Source organism: Romboutsia sp. 13368 (assembly GCF_018336475.1).
In the GTDB taxonomy this organism is placed as follows: Bacteria; Bacillota; Clostridia; order Peptostreptococcales; family Peptostreptococcaceae; genus Romboutsia.
In genome coordinates this window covers 886,732-887,192 of the sequence record NZ_CP048741.1, presented here as the reverse complement: position 1 = coordinate 887,192, position 461 = coordinate 886,732, and the positions used below count along the sequence as shown (strand labels likewise).

At 31.0% G+C, this 461-nt stretch carries 1 protein-coding gene; it reads left to right on the top strand.

Going from position 1 to position 461, the window contains the following annotated elements; translation table 11 throughout:
- Positions 1–71: 71 nt before the first annotated feature.
- Positions 72–461 (top strand): cytidine deaminase (locus G3997_RS03560; RefSeq protein ID WP_296648200.1); only part of this gene is annotated, 390 nt, incomplete at its 3' end.

Genomic DNA, 461 nt, shown 5'->3' with positions numbered 1-461 from the left:
GTCCCTTAATTGGGAGAATATAATACTATCAACATAGTATTATTAATATATAAAGGATTAGGTGAGAATTTATGGTGGATGTAAAAGTATTAATTGATAAAGCATTTGAAGTTCAAAAACAATCTTATGCTCCATATTCAGGATTTAATGTAGGAGCTGCTCTTCTTTGTGATAATGGAAAAGTATATACAGGATGTAATATTGAAAATGCTGCATTCACACCTACAAACTGTGCTGAAAGAACAGCTTTCTTTAAAGCTATATCTGAAGGTGAAAAAGAATTTACTGCTATAGCTATAGTTGGACATAAAAAAGGTCAAAATCCTGGCGAAGGTGATTACTGTGCTCCTTGTGCAGTATGTAGACAAGTTATGGCTGAGTTTTGTGATTTAGATACTTTTAAAGTAATTATTGCAAAGGATTATGATGATTATCTAGAATATACATTAGGAGAATTACTT